Origin of the sequence: Frigoribacterium endophyticum, from assembly GCF_011759585.1 — a bacterium.
Taxonomy (GTDB): domain Bacteria; phylum Actinomycetota; class Actinomycetes; order Actinomycetales; family Microbacteriaceae; genus Frigoribacterium; species Frigoribacterium endophyticum.
Window position 1 is genome coordinate 1,390,145 of sequence record NZ_JAAOYV010000001.1, and the last position, 17,912, is coordinate 1,408,056.

The 17,912-nt window shown below is 73.3% G+C and carries 15 protein-coding genes; 2 read left to right on the top strand and 13 right to left on the bottom strand.

Annotated elements, in window-relative coordinates; genetic code table 11:
• Positions 1-319 precede the first annotated feature (319 nt).
• From murC to FHR77_RS06525, 12 genes are all read right to left on the bottom strand, one after another.
• A complete protein-coding gene (gene murC, locus FHR77_RS06470) occupies positions 320-1,750 on the bottom strand; it encodes a UDP-N-acetylmuramate--L-alanine ligase (protein ID WP_167259256.1) in 1,431 nt (476 codons plus the stop codon).
• Positions 1,747-2,910, bottom strand: coding sequence for a UDP-N-acetylglucosamine--N-acetylmuramyl-(pentapeptide) pyrophosphoryl-undecaprenol N-acetylglucosamine transferase (locus tag FHR77_RS06475; protein WP_167259257.1), 1,164 nt, complete (start codon positions 2,908-2,910; stop codon positions 1,747-1,749). Before FHR77_RS06475 ends, murC begins: the two co-directional genes overlap by 4 nt.
• Positions 2,907-4,295, bottom strand: coding sequence for a putative lipid II flippase FtsW (gene ftsW, locus FHR77_RS06480; protein ID WP_167259258.1), 1,389 nt, complete (start codon positions 4,293-4,295; stop codon positions 2,907-2,909). Before ftsW ends, FHR77_RS06475 begins: the two co-directional genes overlap by 4 nt.
• Complete coding sequence (gene murD / locus FHR77_RS06485) at positions 4,252-5,823, bottom strand: UDP-N-acetylmuramoyl-L-alanine--D-glutamate ligase (protein WP_167259259.1); 1,572 nt, start codon at positions 5,821-5,823, stop codon at positions 4,252-4,254. Before murD ends, ftsW begins: the two co-directional genes overlap by 44 nt.
• Complete coding sequence (gene mraY, locus FHR77_RS06490; protein WP_056055088.1) at positions 5,820-6,923, bottom strand: phospho-N-acetylmuramoyl-pentapeptide-transferase; 1,104 nt, start codon at positions 6,921-6,923, stop codon at positions 5,820-5,822. The genes murD and mraY overlap by 4 nt, the downstream gene beginning before the upstream one ends.
• Positions 6,920-8,326: a UDP-N-acetylmuramoyl-tripeptide--D-alanyl-D-alanine ligase gene (locus FHR77_RS06495; protein WP_167259260.1), complete on the bottom strand. Its 1,407-nt coding sequence runs from the start codon at positions 8,324-8,326 to the stop codon at positions 6,920-6,922. Before FHR77_RS06495 ends, mraY begins: the two co-directional genes overlap by 4 nt.
• On the bottom strand, positions 8,323-9,876 hold the full coding sequence (locus FHR77_RS06500; protein ID WP_167259261.1) for a Mur ligase family protein: 1,554 nt from the start codon (positions 9,874-9,876) through the stop codon (positions 8,323-8,325). Before FHR77_RS06500 ends, FHR77_RS06495 begins: the two co-directional genes overlap by 4 nt.
• A 14-nt stretch (positions 9,877-9,890) precedes the next feature.
• Positions 9,891-11,720, bottom strand: a complete 1,830-nt coding sequence (locus FHR77_RS06505) for a peptidoglycan D,D-transpeptidase FtsI family protein (protein WP_341777247.1) — start codon at positions 11,718-11,720, stop codon at positions 9,891-9,893.
• 76 nt (positions 11,721-11,796) lie between these two features.
• Complete coding sequence (gene ftsL / locus FHR77_RS06510; protein ID WP_167259262.1) at positions 11,797-12,450, bottom strand: cell division protein FtsL; 654 nt, start codon at positions 12,448-12,450, stop codon at positions 11,797-11,799.
• On the bottom strand, positions 12,447-13,397 hold the full coding sequence (gene rsmH / locus FHR77_RS06515; protein WP_167259263.1) for a 16S rRNA (cytosine(1402)-N(4))-methyltransferase RsmH: 951 nt from the start codon (positions 13,395-13,397) through the stop codon (positions 12,447-12,449). Before rsmH ends, ftsL begins: the two co-directional genes overlap by 4 nt.
• A 103-nt stretch (positions 13,398-13,500) precedes the next feature.
• Positions 13,501-13,932 (bottom strand): division/cell wall cluster transcriptional repressor MraZ, encoded by a 432-nt coding sequence (gene mraZ / locus FHR77_RS06520; protein WP_056055098.1) that lies wholly within the window; start codon positions 13,930-13,932, stop codon positions 13,501-13,503.
• Between the two features lie 365 nt (positions 13,933-14,297).
• On the bottom strand, positions 14,298-14,702 hold the full coding sequence (locus FHR77_RS06525) for a DUF3040 domain-containing protein (RefSeq protein WP_056055956.1): 405 nt from the start codon (positions 14,700-14,702) through the stop codon (positions 14,298-14,300).
• A 96-nt stretch (positions 14,703-14,798) separates the two neighbouring features.
• Between FHR77_RS06525 and FHR77_RS06530 the strand changes: the two genes are divergently transcribed.
• Positions 14,799-15,920: a polyprenyl synthetase family protein gene (locus FHR77_RS06530; RefSeq protein WP_167259264.1), complete on the top strand. Its 1,122-nt coding sequence runs from the start codon at positions 14,799-14,801 to the stop codon at positions 15,918-15,920.
• A 48-nt stretch (positions 15,921-15,968) separates the two neighbouring features.
• Here FHR77_RS06530 and FHR77_RS06535 read toward each other — a convergent pair whose 3' ends face one another.
• Entirely contained in the window at positions 15,969-16,325 is a 357-nt protein-coding gene (locus tag FHR77_RS06535) for an Rv2175c family DNA-binding protein (RefSeq protein WP_341777248.1), read from the bottom strand.
• Positions 16,326-16,603: 278 nt separating this feature from the next.
• Here FHR77_RS06535 and FHR77_RS06540 point away from each other — a divergent pair, with 278 nt between their 5' ends.
• Positions 16,604-17,857: a LysM peptidoglycan-binding domain-containing protein gene (locus FHR77_RS06540; protein WP_424955677.1), complete on the top strand. Its 1,254-nt coding sequence runs from the start codon at positions 16,604-16,606 to the stop codon at positions 17,855-17,857.
• Positions 17,858-17,912 lie beyond the last annotated feature (55 nt).

A 17,912-nucleotide genomic window follows, 5' to 3' on the forward strand; every position in this document is an offset into this window, starting at 1 on the left:
GGGGGCTCCGCCGGGCGCACGGCCTCGGGGCGACCGTCCGCCGGGCGTGCGTCCGGAGGCCGAGCGACCTCGGGGCGAGCCGCGGCAGGGCCGGCGGCCGCAGGTCGGTCGGTGCGGGCCGAGCTGGAGGCGCGGGGAGGCCCGGTGACGACAGACACGGGGCCCGTGTCGACGTCGTCCGAGGCCCCAGGGGCCGACGCCGGCGTCTCCGCGCCACGGCGGCGCCGCGCCAGCCGGTCGGCGAGGGACGGTCGGCCGTGGCCGTCCGCCGGCGGCTCGGGGGCGGGCTCCGGGGGCGGCTCGAAGCCTTCGGGGCGCTTCACGCTCCGGTCTCCTCCGCGGTCGACGGGTCGGGGGCGGTGGCGGCGTCGAGCGCGCCGAGCAGCTGGGGCACGATGCGGTAGACGTCGCCGCAGCCGAGGGTGATGACGAAGTCCCCCGCCCGCGCGACCTCCGCGGCGCGGACGGCCGCCGACTGCCAGTCCGGCACGAAGTCGACACGGCCGGCGTCGTGGAACGCCCCCGAGACGAGCGCTCCGGTCACGCCGGGCTCCGGGTCCTCGCGGGCCCCGTAGACGTCGAGGACGATCGTGTGGTCGGCGAGCCGCTCGTAGGTCTCGGCGAAGTCGCCGGCCATCATCCGCGTGCGGCTGTACAGGTGGGGCTGGTGCACGGCGATCAGGCGCCCCTCCCCCACGACCGACCGGGCGGCCTGCAGCGCCGCGGCGACCTCGGTCGGGTGGTGGGCGTAGTCGTCGTAGACGCTGACGCCGCGCACGGTGCCGTGCAGCTCGAAGCGCCGCTCGGTGCCTCCGAAAGCCTCGAGTCCGCGCACGGCGGCCTCGGCGTCGACGCCGAGGCCCACGAGCACCGCGAAGGCGCCCGCCGCGTTCACGGCGTTGTGGTGGCCCGGCACGCGGAGCTGGACGGGCAGGCTGCGGCCGTCGTGGTGGAGCGTGAACGACACCGGCCCGCTCGACGCGACGTCGGTGATGCGGACGTCCGCCGACGCGTCGACCCCGAAGGTCACGACCCGGGGGTGGTCGAGCGCCTCCGTGACCCGCCGGGCACCCGCGTCGTCGCTCGAGATGACGACGAGCTCCGAGGCGGCGCTCGCGAACTCCACGAAGGCCCGGTCGAACGCCTCGTGCGACCCGTAGTGGTCGAGGTGGTCGGCGTCGACGTTGGTGACCAGCGCGATCGCCGTGTCGTAGAGCAGGAACGAGCCGTCGGACTCGTCGGCCTCGACGACGACCAGCTCCTCCGAGCCGCCCGCCGCGCTCACGCCGAGCGACTGGATCACGCCGCCGTTGACGAAGCTCGGGTCGCGCCCGGCCGAGAGGAGGGCCGTGACGATCATCCCGGTCGAGGTCGTCTTGCCGTGCGCGCCCGCGACCGAGACGAGCCGCTGGCCGCCGATCAGGGCGGCGAGGGCCTGCGACCGGTGCAGCACCGGGACGCCGTCGGCGAGGGCCCGCTGGTACTCCGGGTTGTCCTGCCAGAGGGCGCCCGTGACGACGAGGGTGTCCGCGTCGCCGACGTTCGCGGCGTCGTGGCCGATCGCGATCTCGGCCCCGAGCTCGCGCAGGGCCGAGACCCCCGCCGACTCGCGGATGTCGGAGCCGGTGACGCGGTGGCCCGCGGCCAGGAAGACCCGGGCGATGCCGCTCATGCCCGAGCCGCCGATGCCGACGAAGTGGACGGCCCCGAGGTCGGCGGGGATCTGCTGCTGGAGGTCTGGCTTGATCATGCGTTCTCGGCGTCCGTCTCGGAGGGGCTGGTCGGGGTCGCCGTCGAGCGGCCGCGCGCGTGGGCGGCGGGACGGGACGACGAGGAGGCGCGGTCGACGGCGTCGAGGACGAGGTCGACCGTGCGGTCGGTCCCGTCCCGCACCCCGACCGTGGCCGCGCGGACCGCCATGTCGGCGATCGCGGCGCGGTCGAGCAGCAGGCGCACGAGCTCGCGGTCGACCCACTCGGGCGTGAAGTCGGCGTCGGCCACGAGCAGGGCGCCGCCCGCCTCGACGACGTCGGTCGCGTTGAAGCGCTGCTCGCCGTTGCCGACGGGGTAGGGCACGAGGACCGAGGGCAGGCCGAGGGCGGTCAGCTCGCTGACGGTCGCGGAGCCCGACCGCGACACGACGAAGTCCGCGGCCGAGAGGGCGAGGTCCATGCGGTCGCAGTAGCGGAGGAGGTGGTGCCCGGCCAGCCCGGTCGACCGGAGGTCGGACTTCTCGCCGGTGATGTGGAGCACCTGCCAGCCGGCGCCCACGATGCTGGCGGCGGACCGCGCGACCGTCTCGTTCAGGCGACGGGCCCCGGTGGAGCCGCCGGTGACCAGCACCGTGGGCAGCGCGGGGTCGAGGCCGAACTCGGCCAGCGCCTCCTGACGTCGTGCCCGGCGGTCGAGGGTCTCGATCTCGTCGCGGAGCGGCATGCCGACGCGACATGCCCCGCGGAGCTTCGTCGACCGGAAGACGACGCCGACGTGGGGCGTGAGGAACGAGCCCAGCACGTTCGCCATGCCGGGCTTCGCGTTCGCCTCGTGCACGACGAGCGGGACGTGCTCCCGACGCGCGGCGACGTAGGCGGGCGCCGAAGCGTAGCCGCCGAAGCCGACGACGACGTCGACCGCGTGCTCGCGGAGGAGGCGACGGACGCCGTCGACGGCCCCCTTCAGCGCCGCCGGGAACCCGAGCGCCGCCCGGGAGGGGCGCCGGGGGAAGGGCAGACGCGGCACGGTGAGCAGCTCGTAGCCCCGCTGCGGGACGAGCCGGGCCTCGAGGCCCTCGGCGGTGCCGAGGACGAGGATCGTCGCGGTGGGCTCACGACGCCGCAGACGGTCGGCCACGGCCAGGAGCGGGTTGACGTGCCCGGCGGTGCCGCCGCCGGCGAGGAGGTACGTGGTCATCGGAGAGACCCTACCCGCTGCCCGACGGGCGGCATGGGCACGGTCGGGTCCTCCGGACGGCGGGCGAACGACAGGACGACGCCGATGGCGGCGAGGGTGACGATCAGCGCCGAGCCCCCGGCGGAGATGAGCGGCAGGGGGACGCCGAGCACGGGCAGCAGCCCGAGGACGACCGCGATGTTGATCAGGGCCTGGCCGATGATCCACGCCGTCACGGCACCCGTGACGACCCGCACGAACGGGTCGTTCGTGCGGCGGATGATCTTGACGAAGCCGACGGCGAGCACGACGAAGAGCGCGAGGACGACGATCGCGCCGATGAGCCCGAGCTCTTCACCGACGATGGCGAAGATGAAGTCGTTGTCGGCCTCGGGCAGCCACGACCACTTCGACTTCGAGTTGCCGAGGCCGACGCCGAACAGCCCGCCGGAGGCCAGGGCCCAGGTGCCGTGGAGCGACTGCCAGCAGGCGGCCTGGTAGTCGCTCGAGTCGGTGCAGCCGGACATCCACGCGGCGATCCGCTCGTTGCGGGAGTCGGAGCCCGAGGCGATGATCGGCACGACGGCGAGCAGGAACAGCAGGGGCACGGCGAGGAAGCGGAGGCGCACCCCGGCGAACCAGACCGCGGCGAAGACCAGGAGGAGCATGACCATCGTCGTGCCGAGGTCGCCGCCGAGGATGACGAGGCCCACCGACACCCCGACGACGGGCACGAGCGGGATCGCCAGGTGCTTCCAGTCGTCGAGGAGGTCGCGCTTGACGCTGAGGATCATGCCGAGCCAGACCGCCAGGGCGAGCTTCACCGCCTCGGAGGGCTGCGCGCTGAAGGACGTGCCGAGCTGGATCCAGTTCCGGTTGCCGCCGACCTCGTAGCCCAGGGGGGTGAAGACGAGGAGCTGCAGGACCACGGCCGCCAGCAGGATGTGCCACGCCCAGCGCTTCCAGAACCAGATCGGCACCCGCGAGGCGATCAACATGAGCGGCACGCCGATGGCGGCGTACATGCCCTGGCGGATGAAGGCGCCGAAGAACGAGGTGTGCTTCGACGAGATGTACTGCTCGACGCTCGACGAGGAGAGGACCATGACGAGGCCCAGCACGACCATGAAGAGGGTCGTGCCGAGGATGAGGAAGAACGAGCCGGTCTCGGCGGCGAAGAGCTTCTTGACCGCGACGACGGCGGCGGCCTGCCGCACGTCGTGCGGGTGCGCGCCGTGCTCGCCCTCGCCGTGCCCCCGGGCCTCGCGCGCACCCGTGGGGCGGGCGGCGGGCGGGGCCGCGGCGGGGGCCGACGGGGCGGCGGACCGGGTGCGCGGCGCCGCCGCGCGGGGACGCGACGCGTCAGTCGGTCGCCGGCGCGGGAGGCTGGACGGCAGGTCGGCCATCGGCGTCACCCCTCAGGTGCTCGTGGACGGCGGCGGCCCAGGCTCGGCCGCGTGCCGTGTAGTCGGTGAACTGGTCGAAGGACGCCGCGGCCGGTGCCAGCAGCACCGTGTCGCCCGGGAGCGAGGCCTCCGCCGCGAGGCGGACCGCCGTCGGCATCACCCGCTCAGTGTCGGTCTCGTCGACCTCGAACACGGGGACGTCCGGCGCGTGTCGCCGGAGAGCCTCGAGCACGACCTCGCGCTCGACGCCGATCACGACCACCGCACGGAGGCGGTCGGCCACGTCGTCGACGAGCGGGGCGGGGTCGACTCCCTTGAAGGTGCCGCCGACGACCCAGACGACCGAGGGCGCCGACGTCAGCGAGGCCCGGGCCGCGTGCGGGTTGGTGGCCTTGGAGTCGTCGACGAAGCGGACTCCCCCGGCCTCGGCGACGAGCTCCGTGCGGTGGTGGTCGACGCGGAAGCCGAGCACGGCCTCGCGGACGGCCGCGGGGTCGACGTCGACGGCCCGCACGAGGGCGGCGGCGGCCAGGACGTCGGCGACGAGGTGGTCGGCGCCGAGGCCGGCCGCGTCGAGCTCTGTCGTGGTCGCGAGCTCCAAGGCCCGGTGACGCCGGTCGTCGAGGAACGCCCGGTCGACGAGCACTCCGGCGTCGTCGTCGCCCGCGACGACCCCGAAGTCGCTCGGGCCCGGGGCGGAGAGCCCGAAGCCCACCGCGCGGCAGCCCTCCTCGACGTCGGCCTCCTCGACCATGCGCAGCGTCGCGTCGTCGGCCTTGTTGTAGACGCAGGCCACGACCGTGTTCTCGTAGACCTTGGCCTTGGCGTCGCGGTAGGCGCGGGCGCTGCCGTGCCACTCGAGGTGGTCGTCCTCGAGGTTGAGGCAGACGGAGGCGCGGGGCCGGAGGGCGCCCGGGCCGGCGGTCGGCAGCTGGTGCAGCTGGTGGCTCGACAGCTCGACGACGAGCACGTCGAAGCCGTCGGGGTCGCGGACGGCGTCGAGCACGGGCACGCCGATGTTGCCGCAGGCGGCGGCCCGGCGGCCGCCCTGGGTCGCCATCGCGGTGGCGAGCTGCGTCGTCGTCGTCTTGCCGTTCGTGCCGGTGACGAGCAGCCAGTCGGCCACGCGCTCCGTCTTGTCGCGCAAGCGCCAGGCGAGCTCGACGTCGCCCCAGACGGCCGCGCCGCTGGAGGCCGCCCAGCGTGCGAGGGGGTGGTGCGGGGCGAAGCCCGGCGAGATGACCACGAGCTCCGGGGCGAGCTCGACGACGGCGGCCGGCGGCTCCTCCATCGCGGGGTCGAGCACGAGCTCGGCGCCGATGAGCGACAGCAGCTCGGCCCGGTCGTCGTCGACGGTCGGGGCCAGGACGACGACGCGGGCGCCGAGCTCGGCGAGCGTGTCGGCCACGGAGAAGCCGGTCACGCCGAGGCCGAGCACGAGCACGCGGAGGCCCCGCCAGTCGGCGTGCCAGCTGCTCAGGCCGTCGAGGCGTGCGGCCAGGGCGGGGTCGAGGGTCGCGTCGCTCACGAGGTGCGCGAGATCCACTCGAGGTAGAACACCCCGACGCCGGCCGCGACGAAGAGGCCCGCGATGATCCAGAACCGGACGACCACCGTGACCTCCGCCCAGCCCTTGAGCTCGAAGTGGTGGTGCAGGGGGCTCATCAGGAAGATCCGTTTGCCCTTGGTGATCTTGAAGTAGGCGCGTTGCAGGATCACCGAGCCCGTGACGACGAGGAAGAGGCCGCCGATCAGGACGAGGAGCAGCTCGGTGCGGCTGAGGATGGCCAGGGCGGCCAGCGCCCCGCCGAGGCCGAGCGAGCCGGTGTCGCCGAGGAAGATCTGCGCGGGCGAGGTGTTCCACCACAGGAACCCGATGAGACCGCCGCAGATCGCGGCCGCCACGACCGCGAGGTCGAGCGGGTTCGCCACCGTGTAGCAGGCAGACCGCGTGGTCTCGTCGAGGCGCGTGCTGAAGCACGACTGGTTGAACTGCCAGAAGCCGATGAAGATGTACGACGCGATGGCGAGGATGGACGACCCCGTCGCGAGGCCGTCGAGGCCGTCGGCCACGTTGACGCCGTTCGAGGTGCTCACCGTGATCAGCACGACCCAGATGAGGAAGAGCCCCCCGCCGATGACGCTGCCGAACACCATGAAGTCGAGCCACGAGATGTCGCGGATGCCGGAGATCGCGGTGGAGGCGGGGGTCAGGCCGTTCGCGTTGGGGAACGACAGCGCGAGGACGGCGAAGACGGCGCCGACCACGACCTGGCCGGCGATCTTCGCCCAGCCGCCGAGCCCGAGGCTCCGCTGGTTGCGGACCTTGAGGAAGTCGTCGAGGAACCCGACCGTGCCGAGGCCCACCATCATGAACAGCACCAGCAGCCCGCTGAGCGTGAGCTCGTCGCGGGCCACCAGGTGGCCCAGGAAGTACCCGATGACGGTGCCGAGGATGAGCACGATGCCGCCCATGGTCGCCGTGCCGCGCTTGGTGTGGTGCGACTGCGGGCCGTCGTCGCGGATGAACTGGCCCCAGCCGAGGCGGTGGAAGAGCCGGATGAACAGCGGCGTCATGAGCAGCGTGAAGACCAGCGAAAACCCGCCGGCGATGAGCAGCGCGATCACTCGGTCACCCCCGCGAGGCGGTCGCCGAGGAAGCGCAGGCCCGCCGACTTCGACGACTTGACGAGCACGACGTCGCCGGGGTGCAGCTGCCCACGGAGCAGCTCGTAGGCGGCGTCGACGTCGTCGACGAGGACGGACTCGCCGTCCCACGAGCCCTCGAGCCCGGCCGCGGTCGAGATGTGGCGCGCGGCGTGGCCGACCACCACGAGCTGGGAGACGTTGAGCCGTACGACGAGGCGACCGACGCGGTCGTGCTCCTCGCGGGCGGCGTCGCCGAGCTCGGCCATCTCACCGAGGACGGCGATCGAGCGGCCGCCCTCGGGCACGATCTGGACGAGGGTCTTCAGCGCGGCGGCCACGGAGTCGGGGCTCGCGTTGTAGGCGTCGTTGACGACGGTGACGCCGTCGCCGCCGTCGAGCACCTCCATCCGCCAACGCTCGGCGCGGGCGACGCCCTCGAGCACCGTCGCGGCGCGGTCGAGGTCGAGGCCCCACTCCCCCGCGACCGCGAGGGCGGCGAGGGCGTTCATCACGTGGTGCTCGCCGAGGATGCGCAGCGACACCCGGCGGGTCAGGTCGCCGTGGGCGAAGGTGAAGGAGGTGCCCTCGGCCGTCACGTCGACGTCGGAGGCACGGTAGTCCGCCGACGAGGAGAGCCCGAAGGTCACCACGCGCGCGGCCGTGACGGACGCCATCCCGGCGACGCGGTCGTCGTCGGCGTTGAGGATGGCCGTCCCGGTCTCGGGGAGGTCGGTCACCATCTCGGACTTCGCGGCGCGGGTGCCCTCGATCCCTCCGAAGCCGCCGGCGTGGGCGAGGCCGACCTTGAGCACGACGCCGGTGTCGGGGCGCGCGATCTGGACGAGACGGGCGATCTCGCCCGGGCCGGACGCCCCCATCTCGACGACCAGGTACTCGGTGTCGTCGTCGATGCGGAGCATCGAGATCGGCGCACCGACGTGGTTGTTGAACGAGCCCTGGGGAGCGACCGTCGCGGCGACGTCGCCGAGCACGGCGCGGAGCATGTTCTTCGTGCTGGTCTTGCCGTTCGAGCCCGTCACGCCCACGACGCGTAGGGCACCGCGGCGGCGGACGCGCTCGACGACCGCGGCGGCCAGGCGGGAGAGCGCCGTGACGCCGTCGTCGACCACGACGACGGGCACGTCCACGTCGACGGCCGCCTCGGCCACGACGAGGGCGGCGCCGCGCTCGACGGCGGACCCGACGAACAGGCGGCCGTCGGTGACCTCGCCGCGCAGGGCGACGAAGACGGAGCCGGGCTGGACCAGACGGGAGTCGGTCTCGACCGAGCCGGACACGACCTGCTCGGCCCGCGACTCCTGCCCGGGGGCGAGGGAGCCGCCCGTGATCTCGACGATCTCGGCGACGGTGAGGGCGATCACTCGGCCCACCCGGCCTCTCGGAGCGCCGCTCGTGCCTCGTCGCGCGCCGAGTACGGCGTGCGCTCGCCTCGGATGTCGCGGTAGTCCTGGTGGCCGGGCCCGGCCCAGAGGATCGAGTCACCCTCGTCGGCCAGGCCGACGGCGGTGCGGATCGCGGCCTCGGGCGGGCTGACCTCGTGGATCTCGTGCTCGGGGAAGGCGGCCCGGGCGGCCTCGACGAGCGTCGTGCGGATCGCCTGCGGGTCCTCGAAGCGGGGGTGGTGGTCGGTGACGACGAGGACGTCGGAGCCCGCCGCCGCGACGCGCGCCATCTCGGCCCGCTTGGTCTTGTCACGGTCGCCGTCGGCGCCGAACAGCATGATGACCTTGCCGGGCGTGAAGCGGCGAACCGCGGCCAGGGTGGTGAGGAAGGCGTCGGGGCTGTGCCCGAAGTCGACGTAGACGCTCGGGCCCCGGTCGCCGGAGACGCGCTCGGTGCGGCCGGGCAGGTAGGCCACGATGCCGCCGTCGGCCGCGAGGGCCTGCTCGATGGCGCCCAGCTCGAAGCCGGCCTCGACCAGCATGACGAGGGCGAGGGCCGCGTTCGCGACCATGTGCCAGCCGATCAGCGGCACCCGGGTGACGAGCTCGCGGGACTCGGGGCCGGTCAGGCGGAACTCCGTCCACGCGGCCTGCTCGTCGAGGATCTCGACGCGCCAGTCGGCCTCGACCTCGGGGAGGATCGTGATCGTCGTCAACGGCACCCGGGCGCTGTCGACGACGCGCTGGCCCCACGGGGAGTCGAGCGAGATGACCGCGCGGCGCGAGCGGTCGGGCTGGAAGAGCGGCAGCTTCGCCTGGAAGTACTCCTCCATGTCGGCGTAGTCGTCGAGGTGGTCGTGGCTGAGGTTCGTGAACGCGGCCACGTCGAAGACGAGACCGTCGACCCGGTTGCGGCTGAGCGCCTGGGCGCTGACCTCGACGGCGACGGCGCGGACCTCGCTCTCGCGCATGCGGGCCAGCAGGGCGTGCATCTCGCTCGCCTCGGGGGTCGTGAGACGGCTGACGACCGTGAGGTCGCCGATGTGGCGCTCGGCGGTGCTGCTCAGCCCCGTCACGAGGCCGAGCTGACGGAGGACGCCCTCCAGGAGGTAGGAGGTGCTGGTCTTGCCGTTGGTGCCGGTGACGGCGAAGAGGAGGGGCGAGTCGGTGCCCTCGCCCGTGCGGTAGATCCAGGCGGAGACGTCGCCGAGGGCCGCACGCGGCGAGTCGACGAGCACGACCGGGAGCCCGACGTCGCGCGCGATCTCGAGGCCACGGCGGTCGGTCATCAGGGCGACGGCGCCGCCGTCGCGGGCCTGCGCGGCGAACTCGGCGCCGTGCCGGTGCTCGCCGGGCACGCCGACGTAGAGGTCGCCCGGGTGCAGGTCGCCGGTGCTCAGCGTCACGCCGGTCACCTCGACGCCGTCGAGGGAGCCGTCGTGCTCGAGTCCGAACTCGCTGACCAGCTGGCCGAGCGACCTCGCGGACGGATGTTCCGGTCGGAGGACCGGGGGGATCCGGGCGTTCAAAGAATCCTCTTCTCTCACCAGGTCTGGGGGATGACCGGTGCGGGCTCCGTCGACGGAGGGACGCGGTACATCTCGAGGACCTGGGACATGATCTTGTTGAAGGTCGGAGCCGCAGCAGCCGACGTCTTGATGGTACTGGGCTTGGTGAACGTCACGACGACGACGTACTGCGGGTCCTCCGCGGGGGCGAGGCCGGCGACCGAGACGATGCGGTCGGAGCCGTACCCCGTGCCGTCGGACTTGGCGACCTCGGCGGTGCCGGTCTTGGCGCCGACACGGTAGCCGGGGATGGTGAGGACGTCCTTGAGGTCGCCGTCGCTGACGACCTTCTCGATCATGTTCACGGTCGAGTCGGCCGCGGCGGGAGAGACCGCCTGGACGCCCTCGGTGCTCGGGGCCATCGTCACGGTGCCGTCGGGAGCGGTGCAGCCCTCGACGAGGGAGGTGGGGAGGCGCAGGCCGTGGTTGCCGAGGGTCTGGAAGATGCCCGCGACGTGCACGGCCGTCGTCTGCACGCCCTGGCCGAACATCGTGTTGATGCTCGTCTGCTGGTCCCAGTCGGAGGCGGGGCGGACGCCCGAGGTCGGCTCGCCGAGGAAGCCCACGGCGGTCGGCTCGTTCAGGCCGAACTTCACCATGTAGTCGTGGCGCTGCTCCGCCGAGAGGTTCTGGCCGAGCAGCGAGATGCCGACGTTCGAGGAGTCGCGGAGCACGCCCGTGAGGGTCAGCTGCTCGGTGGGGTGGAAGGTCGCGTCGTGGATCTCGCCGCCCCACGGGAAGGTGCGCGAGTAGGGCACGGTCACCCGGCTGGTGGGAGCGGCCTTGCCGGAGTCGAGGAGCATCGCGGCCGTCATCGCCTTGAAGGTCGAGCCGGGCTCGTACGACGAGGTGAAGGCCTTCGAGCCGAGGTCGGCGACGTCCTTCGTGAGGTTCACGTCGTTGGGGTCGACCGCGGGCCAGTCGGCGACGGCGAGCAGCTTGCCCGTCTTGACCTCCTGGACGACCGCCGTGGCCGACTCCGCCCCGATGGCCTGCGCCTGCTCGGCGACGGCCTGCTGCGCCATGTACTGGAGGTCGGAGTCGATGGTGAGCGACAGGGTGCCGCCGGGCGCCGCCTCCTGCGTGGTCACCGTGCTGCCGGGCAGCTGCACGCCGTCCGCGCCGCGCTCGTAGGTCTGGAGCCCGTCGGTGCCGGCCAGGCACTGGTCGGCGCTCAGCTCGAGCCCCGCCTGCGGGCCGTCCGTCCCGATGAAGCCGGTCAGGTTGCCCGCGACCGACCCGTTCGGGTACGAGCGGGCCGACTGGCGCTCGTAGTAGAGCCACGAGACGCCGCTGTTCTTCAGGTCGCGCACGGCGCGGAAGGCGTCGACGTCGACGCCCTTCACCAGATAGGCGAAGTTCGCCTCGGGGTCGTCGGAGATGCTCTTCTGCATCGCGGCCTCGTCGCCGCCGGTGATGTCGGCGACGCGCGCCAGCACCTGCTCGACCGTGAGGGGCTGCTTCGAGGTCGTCCCGTCGGCCGCGGTCTCCGTGACCGTGACGTCCTCGGCGAAAGCCGGTGCGGCCGTGATGTTGTACCGCGTGACGCTGCCGGCGAGGACGGTGCCGTCGGACGAGACGATGTCGCCCCGGTCGCCGTAGGTGACCTGACGGATCTCGCGCTTGTTCAGCGACTGGGCGTTCAGCTCGGAGGCCTGGACGATCTGGATGTCGGCCAGCCTGACCACGAACACTCCGACCAGCGCGATCACCACGGCCATGGCTAGGGTCGCGCGCAGCCGTCGGCTGCGGAGCTCGCTGTGCGGTCGGCCACGACGGCCGCCGGTGCGGGGAGCAGGGTTCACGAGAGGTTCCTCACCGCGGACGGGTCGTCGTGCACCCACCGCTGTCGTCGTCCGGCACGCCCTCACGGGCACGCCGCTAGCGGGTCTCGGGAGCCGCCAGCTGGTTCGGGGCCGAGGCTACCGACGCATCGGCGTTCTGCGCGCCCGCCGCGCCCGGCGCGGCGGAGTCGGCGGCGGCAGCCGCCGCGGTGCCCGCTGCGGCGGTCGGGTCGACCGGGGAGGACCCCGCGGCGGCGCCGTCGGCGGTCTCGGCGGGCACGCCCGCCGGCGGCTGGGTGACGAGCGGCACGCCGTCGAGCAGCGTGTTCGGGATGAGGTTGTCGGTGCCGTCCGCCGCGCCGTCGGCGGGGGCGGGGACGCCGTGCACCGCACCGGTCGCCGGGTCGAGGTAGACCGGGTTCGAGTTGCGCACCATGCCGAGTCGCTCGGCGTTGTTCGCCACGTTCTGCGGGGACGACAGCACGTCGAGCTGCTCGGAGTACTTCTGCTGGTCGCGGGTCAGCTCGGCCTTCTCGGCCTGCAGGTCGGAGATCGTGTAGGCGCCGTCGCTCAGGGCGATGCTGATGGCGAGCTGCCCGAGCAGGAGGACGAAGAGCGCCGCCGTGGCCACGAGCGCGTAGGCGATGCGCGGCCGGGCACGACGCTGGGCACGGGTGGTGACGATCTCGACCGGAGCCCGGCGGGGGGCGCGGGCGGGCTGCGGGATCGGGCTGACGGCCGCGGTGCTCATGCTGCTCTCCGGATTCGTTCGGCGGCGCGCAGCCGCACGGGTCGTGCTCGGGGGTTCTCGTCGATCTCGGCGTCGGTGGCCAGCTCGGCGCCCCGCACGAGGAGCTTGAACTCGGGGCGGTGCTCGGGCAGCTCGACGGGGAGCCCCTGCGGGGCCGTCGACGTCGTCCGGGCCGCCAGCTCGCGCTTGACGAAGCGGTCCTCGAGGGACTGGTACGCGAGGACGACGATGCGCCCGGACTCTGCCAGGCGGTCGAGGGCCGCCGGCACGGCGGCCTCGAGCGAGGCGAGCTCGCCGTTGACCTCGATGCGCAGCGCCTGGAAGACGCGCTTGGCGGGGTGGCCTGCCCGCTGCAGGGCCATGGGCGTCGCGGCGATGAGGAGGTCGACCAGCTCGCCGCTGCGGACGAGCGGCGCCTCGACGCGCTGCTCGACGATGCGGCGGGCGTAGCGCGGGGCCAGCTTCTCTTCTCCGTACTGGTAGAAGATGCGCCGCAGCTCGGACTCGGGGTACTCGGCGAGGATCCGCTCGGCCGTGACCGGGGCGGTCGGGTCCATCCGCATGTCGAGCGGAGCGTCCTTCGAGTACGAGAAGCCGCGCTCGACCCGGTCGAGCTGGAGCGACGAGACGCCGAGGTCGAAGAGGACGGCGTCGACGGTGTCGTACCCGAGGCCGTCGAGGGCGTCGGCCACCCCGTCGTAGCGGGTGTGCACGAGGCGCGCCCGCTCGCCGAAGCCCGCGAGGCGCTCCCCCGCGATGGCCAGCGCCTCGGTGTCGCGGTCGAGGCCGACGACGGTCAGCTCGGGGAACCTCTGCAGCATCGCCTCGCTGTGGCCGCCCATGCCGAGGGTCGCGTCGACCACGACGGCGCCGGGGCGCGACAGGGCGGGGGCGAGGAGCTCGAGGGTGCGCTCGAGGAGCACGGGGGTGTGGATCTGTTCTGCCATGGCGACGACGGTCTCGGGCTCCCGGGGCCTGATCCCCATCCCTCACGACCTGGCACCGGGGAAGGTGCGCCAGGGCGGACGGCTGGGAGTCAGGCTCGAGGAACTAGAAGAGGCCGGGGATCACCTCCTCCGTGGTGTTGGCGAACGCGGCCTCCTGGGCCTCGTAGTAGGCGTCCCACGCCTCGGTGGCCCAGATCTCGGCACGGTTGCCCGCGCCGATCACGGTGAGCTCACGGCCGAGGCCGGCGTAGTCGCGCAGCTGCGCGGGGACGGTGACGCGGCCCTGCTTGTCGGGGACCTCGTCGCTGGCACCGGAGAGGAAGAGGCGCATGTAGTCGCGGCCCTCCTTGCTCGTGATCGGTGCCTGTCGGATGCGGTCGTGCATGCTCTCGAACTCGGCCTGGCTGAAGACGTAGACGCAGCGCTCCTGCCCACGGGTCATGACGAGGCCGGAGGCCAGCTCGTCACGGAACTTGGCGGGGAGGATGATGCGGCCCTTCTCGTCGAGCTTGGGCGAATAGGTGCCGAGGAACATGCCCTCTCCCCCTTCGCCCCCCGCACCCGGTGGCACGTGCCTCCACTTTACTCCACAACGCACCACTCAGCAACGAGAAACGGCCCCGGAGGCGCGGGTCGCCCCCTCCGATCCGCTCCAGTTCGGGGGTCACGAGAGTGGAGGACATCGGGAGTGCCCTGGGCGCGGCGGCGGGCCGGGAGCCCTCGAGCGGCCGCGGGCCCGCCCGCCGCAGGCGTCGGTGGAGCGAAGTGGAGGCAGGGTGGACGCGACGTGGAGACCCGTGGCCGGAGGCGACGCTCGCGACGACGCCCCGGACACGACGAAGGGGCCGGCCCGGAGGCCGACCCCTGAGGTCGTGGTGTGCCGCGTGCGCGGGTGGGACGTTACCGGCGGTCGCCGTCCTGTCGGCGGTCCCAGCGATCGGAGAAGCGGTCCATCATGCTGCCGCCACCGCCGCGCTGCGGGCGCGCCGCCGACGGACGAGCCGAGGTCGTGGGGGCCGGGGCGGGCGCGCCCCTGCGGCGAGGAGGTGCGATCGCGAACAGCGCGCCGGCGACGAGGATGACGAAGCCCAGGACGCCGACGAGCGGCCCGATCGGCGGGGTGCGGAGGATGACGCCGGTGACGATGACGGCGATGCCGACCAGAGCTGCGAGGACGCCCACGACGACCATCGTGTAGTTGGGACGGCCGCGGCCGCCGACCGTCGCCACGAAGTCGGAGTCGTTGCTGTAGAGGCTCCGCTCCATCTCTTCGAGGAGGCGCTGCTCCTGCTCGGAAAGCGGCATGGTGTTGTTCCCTTCGAACACGGGCCCCTCGGCCTCGGGATCGGCGCGATCGGTACGTGCGAGTGTATGCCTGGCCCCTGTGGCTAGGCTAGGCGCGTGGCTGAGAGTACGCGGTTAGTGGACGTCGTCCAAGAGCGCATCGACGCGTTCCTCGAGGGGCAGCGTCCTGCGCTCCGGAGCATCGCTCCGGACCTCGACCCGTTCGCCCTCTTCTCGAGCGATCTGCTCCGGGGCGGCAAGCGGTTCCGCGCGCTGTTCTGCTACTGGGGGTGGCAGTCGGTCGCCGGGCTCGACGTGGGCTTCGACCCGCTCGCCCGCAGCGTCGACGAGCGCTCCCTCGACGCCGTGATGGCCGCCTCCGTCGGCCTGGAGTTCTTCCACGCCGCCGCCCTCGTCCACGACGACATCATGGACAACTCCGACACCCGGCGCGGGCTGCCCGCGGCGCACCGTCGGTTCGAGGCCCTGCACCGCGACGGCGCGTGGCTCGGGTCGCCGGGCGCGTTCGGCACCTCCGGCGCCCTGCTGATGGGAGACCTGCTGCTCGCCTGGAGCGACGAGCAGGTGAGCGCCGCGCTCGACTCCCTCGCCTCCCGCGACGCCGCGCGGTCGGCGCGACGCGAGTTCAACCGGATGCGGACGGAGGTGACGGTCGGCCAGTACCTGGACATCCTCGAGGAGGGCGCGTGGCGGAGCGTGCCCGACGCGGAGCTGCTGCCGCGCGCCCAGCGCGTCATCGTCTACAAGTCGGCGAAGTACAGCGTGGAGGCGCCCCTCACGATCGGCGCCGCCATGGCCGGCGGCAGCGACGAGGCCCTCGCGGCCCTGCGCGCCTTCGGCCTGCCGCTCGGCATCGCCTACCAGCTGCGTGACGACATGCTCGGCGTGTTCGGCGACCCCGCCGTCACCGGGAAGCCCGCCGGGGACGACCTCCGCGAGGGCAAGCGCACCGTCCTGGTGGCGACCGCGCGGCGCGAGCTGCCGTCGTCGGCGGTGCGGCTGCTCGACGAGCTGCTCGGCGACCCCGACCTCGACGACGACCAGATCGGCGTGCTGCAGGCCACGCTCCGCGAGAGCGGGGCCGTGGACGCCGTCGAGCGATCGATCTCGGACCAGGTGGAGCGCGCCGTGCAGGCCCTCGACCGTGCCGACCTGGCGCCGTCCGCCCGGTCGCAGCTGGCGCGTCTCGCCGAGACGGTCACCCGCCGCGACTACTGAGCGTCCGTCGCGGGGCGGGGGCGCCCCGCGGGTCGGGGTGGGGCCCCGCTAGAGGAGGCTCTGGGCGACGCGGCGGACCTCGGCCTTCCGGCCGGCCCGCAGCGCCTCGACCGGGCTGGTGCCGAGCGACTCCTCGACGGAGAGCATCCAGTCGATCGCCTCGTCGTCGGTGAAGCCGTTGTCGGCGAGGACGGTGGCGGTGCCGCGCAGCTCGTGCATCGGCTCGCCGTCGACGACGAAGACCGCGGGGACCTTCGTGACGCCGCCGACCCTCGTGGCGAGCAGCACGTGCTCCTCGACCAGGCGGTGCACACGGCTGACGCTCACGCCGAGCATCTCGACGAGGTCGGGGACGGTCAGCCACTCGGCGTCGGCGAACCAGGGCTTCTGGGAGAGATCGGTCACGCCACAACCTTGCCACGCCCGGGCCGCGACGGGGAACGCTGAGCCCCCCGAGTCACATCCGTCACTCCCGTCACACTGATTGACTTGGTTCTCCTTCTGTGTCAGCTTGGTGCCATCGAGACATGTCGCCGGGGGCCAGGCCACGGCCGTGTCGGACTCCCCGAGCCGAGGATCACCTCATGAACGACAGCACCCCGACCGGCACGCCCGCCGCCGCCACGACCACGGCGGGCACGGCCTTCGCGCGGCCCGCGCTCGTGCCCGACGACGGCCGCGCCATGAGCCGGGTCGCCCGCTCGATGCTCAACACGGTCCCGATCGTGCTCGCCGGCTCCATGGCCCTCGGGCTCACCGGCCCCGTCGCCTCGGTCGACCACGCGCCGCGCCCGGTGAAGGAGCCGCACACGACCCCCCGCCCCACGCTCCCGACGACTCCCCCGGTGGCCGAGGCCCCGCAGGAGGCGCTGGTCCAGACCGCGGCCGCGACCGCCCCGTCGAGCTACACCGTGAAGTCCGGCGACACCGTCGCGAGCATCGCGGGCTCGTTCGGACTCAGCACGGCCAGCGTCCTGGCGCTCAACGGCCTGAGCTGGAAGTCCACCATCTTCCCCGGGCAGGCCCTGAGCCTCGTGGCCGGCGCCGCAGCGGCCCCCAGCGTCCCCGTGAGCAGCAGCCGCGCCTCCTCCTCGCCGACCCGCTACACGATCGCCCGCGGCGACACGCTCAGCTCCATCGCCGGCGCCCACGGCGTCAGCACGAGCGCGCTGCTGCAGGCGAACGGCCTCTCCTGGTCGAGCATCATCTACCCCGGCCAGCAGCTCGCCCTGCCGGGTGCCGCCGCCGCGAGCAGCACGCCGGCCCCGTCCGTCTCGACGCCGCCCGCCGCGTCGACGGGCTCCTCGTCGTACATCATCCGGTCGGGCGACACCGTGGCGTCGATCGCCGCTCGCTCGGGCGTCAGCACGAAGGCGCTCCTCGCCGCCAACGGCCTCGGCTTCACGAGCACGATCTACGCCGGGACGACGCTGACGATCCCCTCGACGAGCGGCACGCCCACCGGCACGACGTCGGCCCCCGCGACGACCGTCGTCGCCACGTCGGCCACGCCCCTCGCGGTCGGCACCGCCCTCACCGCCGAGCAGCAGGGCAACGCCCGCACGATCATCCGCGTCGGTCGGGAGCTGGGCGTCGGAGACCGCGCGATCGTCGTCGCCCTGGCGGCGGCGGCGCAGGAGTCGAGCCTCCGGAACATCGACTGGGGCGACCGCGACTCGGTCGGCCTCTACCAGCAGCGCCCCAGCACGGGGTGGGGCACGGTGGCCCAGCTGACCGACCCCGTCCACGCCACCAAGCTCTTCTTCGGCGGCCGCACCAACCCCAACGTCGGCAAGACCCGGGGCCTCCTCGACGTCAAGGGCTGGTCGGGCATGTCGCTCACGGCGGCGGCCCAGGCCGTGCAGCTGTCGGCGCACCCGACCGCGTACGCCAAGTGGGAGGGGCCCGCCGCCTCCTGGCTCGCGACCCTGGGCTGAGCCCCGCCGGCGCGGGCGTTGTTGCGACCCCGCCGGTGAGTCCGCGCTGCCGGGA